Annotated in this window: 6 protein-coding genes; 3 read left to right on the forward strand and 3 right to left on the reverse strand. The window is 69.1% G+C overall.

Annotated elements, in window-relative coordinates; all coding sequences use genetic code 11:
• Nucleotides 1–28: 28 nt before the first annotated feature.
• Nucleotides 29–1,117 carry a L,D-transpeptidase family protein gene (locus EK403_RS04335; RefSeq protein WP_128776279.1) on the reverse strand — a complete coding sequence of 363 codons (1,089 nt, stop codon included), beginning with the start codon at nucleotides 1,115–1,117 and terminating at the stop codon, nucleotides 29–31.
• A gap of 210 nt (nucleotides 1,118–1,327) precedes the next feature.
• Here EK403_RS04335 and EK403_RS04340 point away from each other — a divergent pair, with 210 nt between their 5' ends.
• Nucleotides 1,328–2,800 carry a helicase HerA domain-containing protein gene (locus EK403_RS04340; RefSeq protein ID WP_128776280.1) on the forward strand — a complete coding sequence of 491 codons (1,473 nt, stop codon included), beginning with the start codon at nucleotides 1,328–1,330 and terminating at the stop codon, nucleotides 2,798–2,800.
• Between the two features lie 3 nt (nucleotides 2,801–2,803).
• Here the strand turns inward: EK403_RS04340 and EK403_RS04345 are convergent, their stop codons facing one another.
• Nucleotides 2,804–3,232, reverse strand: coding sequence for a DUF2147 domain-containing protein (locus EK403_RS04345; RefSeq protein WP_128776281.1), 429 nt, complete (start codon nucleotides 3,230–3,232; stop codon nucleotides 2,804–2,806).
• Nucleotides 3,233–3,412: 180 nt separating this feature from the next.
• Complete coding sequence (locus tag EK403_RS04350) at nucleotides 3,413–4,453, reverse strand: glutamine synthetase beta-grasp domain-containing protein (protein WP_128776282.1); 1,041 nt, start codon at nucleotides 4,451–4,453, stop codon at nucleotides 3,413–3,415.
• Between the two features lie 330 nt (nucleotides 4,454–4,783).
• Between EK403_RS04350 and EK403_RS23755 the strand changes: the two genes are divergently transcribed.
• Together EK403_RS23755 and EK403_RS22940 are read left to right on the forward strand one after the other, a co-directional pair.
• Nucleotides 4,784–4,984 carry a DUF2735 domain-containing protein gene (locus EK403_RS23755; RefSeq protein ID WP_128776283.1) on the forward strand — a complete coding sequence of 67 codons (201 nt, stop codon included), beginning with the start codon at nucleotides 4,784–4,786 and terminating at the stop codon, nucleotides 4,982–4,984.
• Between the two features lie 207 nt (nucleotides 4,985–5,191).
• Nucleotides 5,192–5,620, forward strand: a 429-nt coding sequence (locus EK403_RS22940; RefSeq protein WP_245479500.1) for a PhzF family phenazine biosynthesis protein, incomplete at its 3' end; no start/stop codon positions are given.

The following is a 5,620-nucleotide window of genomic DNA, read 5'->3' on the forward strand; positions in this document are numbered from 1 at the left end:
ATCCGCGGCGTCCGCGCCGGCGTTTCGCCTATCTGAACTCGACCTCCGTCTTTCCCGGCTCGACGAGGGCCGCGAGCGCCTGCGCATCCCAGTTCGTGAGGCGAACACAGCCATGGCTGCCAGTCTTATCGATCTTCTCCGGGTCCGGCGTGCCGTGGATGCCATAGGTCGGCTTGGTCAGGTCGATCCACATTGAGCCCACGGGACCGTTCGGGCCGGGCGGCAAAGTGAGCTTCCGGCGGTTCTTGCCCTGCTGGAAGTTCTTCTTCGGATCGTAGTGGTAGGGCGGGTCCGGATAGGCCTTGGTGACCTTCATACGGCCGCTCGGCGAGGGCGTGTCCTGCGAGCCGACGGTCGCCGGATCGACCAGCACGATCGCGCCGTCCTTGTCGTAGGCCTTCAGTTCGCCCCCCTCGCGTTCGACGACGATCCGCAAGACGCGCGCGGTGGGCTCCCCCGAGACGTCCGGGACCAGGATCTTCTGCCCCGTCTTCCGGAAGTCGACCCCGGGATTGAGCGCCCGCAGCAGCGGCTCGTCGAGGTGGAAGCGCTCCGCCAGCATCTCCTCCGGGCCGCTGTAGCCGAGGCTCTTCATCTTCGCGAGCTTGGCGAAATCCTTCGGCAAGGGCGGGGAGTACGGCCCGTCGACGTCCGCCTGGGTCAGCTCGTAGATCAGGGTGGCCTTGCGCTGGTCCGCCGAGAGCGCGGCCCAGAATTCGGCGTCCGGCTCGCCTGTGACCGCGAGCGTCCGCATCTCCTGGAACGCCCGCACGGCCTTGCGGAAATTGCCGCCGTCGCGTCCGTCGATCACGCCCGGCGACGCGTGGGCGCGGTCGAGCAGGATCTGGACGCGGACCAGGAACGGGTCGGGCGGCGCCTTGCCGACGGGAGGCGCGCCGTCGGCTTTCCGCTTCGACTTCGGCCGGCGCGACTCGGCGGCCTGCGCCTTGGCCAGCTCGTCGAGGCGCGCGCGCCAGCCGTCGAAGTCGGCCGCGTCGATCGCCTGTTCGGTGAGCTCCGGTGGCCGCGGAAGGGACGGCTGCTGCGCCGAGACGGCGACTGGAACCGACGCGAGCAGAACTGCGGCGACCAGCGCCCTGACCCAGAAGCCCGACATGCCGGCCGATCTCCCACGAACGACGCCCGCGGAGCCAACGTCCGACGCCGAGATACGCTCCGTCCCATCACGCGTCTGGGATCGCGCCGATCGGCCGCGGCGCCAGGGTGGGGATAAGCCGTCGCGGCGCTTGGCGTTTCGGCCGCGCTCCCGCACCTTCGGGACAAATGCGGCGTCGCCGCGCGCGACCAAGCATGCAGCCCTGAAGCCTTGACCATCAGCATCGACATCGGCGCCAGGCAGAACGGCCAGCGGGCGGTCTTCGACCTCGAGGAGCTGCTCGCCACGCGCCTGCTGGTTCAGGGCAATTCGGGTTCCGGCAAGTCGCATCTGCTGCGCCGTCTGCTGGAGCAGAGCGCGCCCTGGGTACAGCAATGCGTGATCGACCCCGAGGGTGATTTCGTCACGCTCGCCGACGCCTTCGGCCATGTCGTGATCGACGCCGCTTCGTGCGAGCGCGACCTCAACGCGATCGCCGACCGGGTCAGGCGGCACAGGGTGTCGGTCGTGTTCAACCTCGAGGGGCTCGAGGTCGACCGCCAGATGCGCGCGGCCGCGACCTTCCTGAACGCGCTGTTCGAGGCCGAGCGCGACCTCTGGTACCCGATGCTCGTGGTGGTCGACGAGGCGCAGCTGTTCGCGCCGGCGGCCTCCGGCGACGCCGATGAGGAGTCGCGCCGGCAGTCGCTCACCGCGATGACCAATCTGATGTGCCGCGGCCGCAAGCGCGGGCTCGCAGGCGTGATCGCGACCCAGCGGCTCGCCAAGCTCGCCAAGAACGTCGCCGCCGAAGCCTCGAACTTCCTGATGGGCCGGACCTTCCTCGACATCGACATGGCGCGGGCCGCCGACCTGCTCGGCATGGAGCGGCGGCAGGCCGAGACGTTCCGCAATCTCGAACGCGGCCGCTTCGTGGCGCTCGGTCCCGCGATCGGCCGCAGGCCGGACGCCGTCGCGATCGGCCCCGTGGAGACCGAGGCGCGCGGCGGAGGGCCGAAGCTGACGCCGCTGCCCGAGACGCCGGTCGAGGACGCCGCGAGCCTGATCTTCCGCCCGGGCCCGGAGGCCGTCCGGCCCCGCGTGGTCCCGACGCCCGTGGCCGCGGAAGACGTGCTGGCGAAGCTCGCCGAGCGCGGCGAGGCCGCGGAGGCCCCGCCCGCGACCGACCTCTTCGCCGGCGCCGAGCGCGAGGCCGCGACCGGCGCGATCATCGCCGAGATGATGGCGGAGCCCGAGGCCGGCTTCCAGCCGGTCTCGCTGCTCTACCAGGACTTTCTCGTGCGCTGCCGGATCGCCAAGGTCGCCGGCGAGCCGCTCGATCTGCCAAGCTTCCGCAAGGCGCTCGCGCTCGCCAAGGCCGGGGTGGCGGAAGACGGCTCGATGGCCGATGGCGCATGGGACCAGGCGACGCTGGTGGCCTCAGCGCTGCCCGAGGACGTCCGCGGGGTCTTCCTGCTGCTCGCCAAGTCAGCGCTCGCCGAAGCCCCCTGCCCGTCCGACGCCGAGATCGCGCGCGCCTATGGGACCCGTTCGACCGGCCGCGCGCGGCGGCTCCTGGCCTATATGGAGGAGCGCGGCTTCATCGCGACCGCGACAGACCTGCGCGGAGCCCGCATCGTCTCGCTTCCCGACCTCGGCTGGCGGACCGCTCCCGGCAAGGCGGAGCTCGCGACCGCCGGCTGAGCCTCAGTCGATCCGCGTCATCGCCTGCGTCTTGCAGACGAGGCCGAGCACGCAGCCCTTGAGCTTCAGCCGGTCGGACCCGTCGGGCGTGATGCGGCCGGCATAGGTGCGCCCGTCGTCGGGATTGTAGAACCGCCCGGTCCACTCAGCGCCGTCGAAGCGCATGCCGCTCACCAGCGACAGGCCGATCACCGGACGGTCGCGCAGCGCCGGGTTCGGATTGCGCTTGTCGCGCTTCGGCAGGCCGCTCTTGTCGTTGGGCTTGCGTAGGCTGGCGAGCGTCGCGCAGAGCGAGCCGCCGCAATCCGAGATCCGGACCTGCGCCTTGCCGCTGTCGAGCCGCCAAAGCCCGGACGGCACCGGGGCGGCGAGCGCAGGCTGGGCGAGGAGAGTGAGCGCGGCGGCCGCGGCGGCGAAACGAATCGTGTTCATGCGCCGGGAGATAGGGCTCGCTCGACAGGCCGCAATCACGGACGGCGTTCTACGCCCGCCCCCTCCACCGCTCCGCGATCCCCTTCCCCCGCCCCGCTCCACGTCGCGCGCAGAGCGCGTCCCTAACGAAAAGAGCCGGCCAGAGGGCCGGCTCTCATCAAGAGCAAGTCGTCAGAAGCCTCAGGCCGCGACCGCCTTCTCGGCGCTGGTCGGCACCTCGGCGACGGTCTTCAGGATCTGCGAGGCGATCTGGTAGGGGTCGCCCTGGCTGTTCGGACGCCGGTCCTCGAGATAGCCTTTGTAGTCGTTCTTCACGAAGCTATGCGGCACGCGGATCGAGGCGCCGCGGTCGGCCACGCCGTAGGAGAACTTGTTCCACGGCGCGGTCTCGTGCTTGCCGGTCAGACGCTTGTCGTTGTCCGGGCCGTAGACCGCGATGTGGTCCATCAGGTTCTTCTCGAAGGCGGCCATCAGCGCCTCGAAATAGTCCTTGCCACCGACGGTGCGCAGATACTCGGTCGAGAAATTGGCGTGCATGCCTGAGCCGTTCCAGTCGGTGTCGCCGAGCGGCTTGCAGTGGTACTCGATGTCGATCTCGTACTTCTCGCAGAGCCGCTGCAGCAGGTAGCGAGCCATCCACATCTCGTCGGCGGCCTTCCTGGAGCCCTTGCCGAAGATCTGGAACTCCCACTGGCCCTTCGCGACTTCCGCGTTGATGCCCTCGTGGTTGATGCCGGCCGCAAGGCACTGGTCGAGATGCTCCTCAACGATCTGGCGCGCGACCGAGCCGACGTTCGAATAGCCGACGCCCGTGTAATAGGTGCCCTGCGGGGCGGGATAGCCCTCGGCCGGGAAGCCGAGCGGGCGGCCATTCTTGTAGAAAAAGTACTCCTGTTCGAAGCCGAACCACGCGCCCTCGTCATCCAGGATGGTGGCGCGCTTGTTGGTGGAGTGCGGGGTGACGCCGTCCGGCATCATGACCTCGCACATCACCAGCGCGCCGTTGACGCGGGCAGGGTCGGGATAGACCGCGACGGGCTTCAGCACGCAGTCGGAGGAATGGCCCTCGGCCTGCATCGTCGACGAGCCGTCGAAGCCCCACAGCGGCAGTTGCTCGAGCGTCGGGAAGCTCTCGAACTCCTTGATCTGCGTCTTGCCGCGCAGGTTCGGAACCGGCGTGTACCCATCGAGCCAGATGTACTCGAGCTTATACTTCGTCATTGCGAGCCTCTTCAGAGTGACGCGAGGGTTCTCGAAACCACAAGCCTGCGCGCGGAAGCGCGCGCCGTCGGCGCGCTGCGGTGAAAGCACGCCGCATGCCAACCGCCGCCGCGCCGGGCGCAGGCGACGCCGCGCCAACGTGTTCTCATGCTCCTCGAAGGTCCGCAGGAGACGCAAATCAACGCATGCTCATAGTTTTTGCATTTGCTGCTTTTTGACTAGGCAGACCGCTGAAAGACTGCGCAAGGCCCGCTATATTTGTGTCGCGCAGTCTCGTCGTCCGGCGTCCGGGCGCCGGTCTCGCGCTTGGAAGCAACGAGAGAACTGACGATGTTGAGGAACGAACCTGCTGGCCGGACGGCCACGATCTATGAATTCCCCAGCCGGGCCCGGATTTCGGCGCTCGGCCGTCGCGAAGCGGCGCGCCGCGCCGTCGAGTTTTCGCCGAAGCCGGCTCCGGTCATGATCTATGGCGGCGCCGGGTATCATGATGAGGCCATTCAGGCCGCTTACCCGTCGTGGAAGCGCTGATGTCGCCTTCCTGCCGAACGTCGGCCGCGCAGTCCGCGCGGCGCGCCGAACAAGACTGAGACAGGGTCGAAACAAACGTTTCGGCCCTGTTTTCTCATGCGCCGCAGCAACCGGCCGCCCATGGATGCCCGGCGGCTGCGCCTGGCGCAATTTTGAGCAGGGCGCGCCGATATGGCGCTGCGGGACCGCCCATGCTAACCGGCCGCGATGTCCCGCCTGTACGTCATCCTCGACGTCTTCGCCGACCGATCGCTCGCCGGCAACCCGCTCGCCGTGGTGCTCGACGCCAACGGGCTCGACGTCGCCGCGATGCAGGCGATCGCCCTCCAGTTCAACCTGTCCGAAACGGTCTTCCTGCTGCCGGCGGAGGACGAGAGCCGAAAGGCGAGGCTGCGCATTTTCACGCCGCGCCACGAACTGCCCTTCGCCGGACATCCGACCGTCGGAACCGCCGTGCTGCTCGGCCTGATGGACGCGACAGCGGGCAAAGGCCGCTCGGGGCGCTTCGAGATCGAGGAGGCCGTGGGCGTCGTGCCCTGCGAGGTCGAGGCGACCGGCCGGCGCTCGGGCCGGGCGACCTTCCGGCTGCCGAAGCTGCCCGAACCGGTCGAGCCGGCGCCGGATGCGGCGGCCGGC

Origin of the sequence: Hansschlegelia zhihuaiae (assembly GCF_004103825.1) — a bacterium.
GTDB classification, from domain to species: domain Bacteria; phylum Pseudomonadota; class Alphaproteobacteria; order Rhizobiales; family Methylopilaceae; genus Methylopila; species Methylopila zhihuaiae.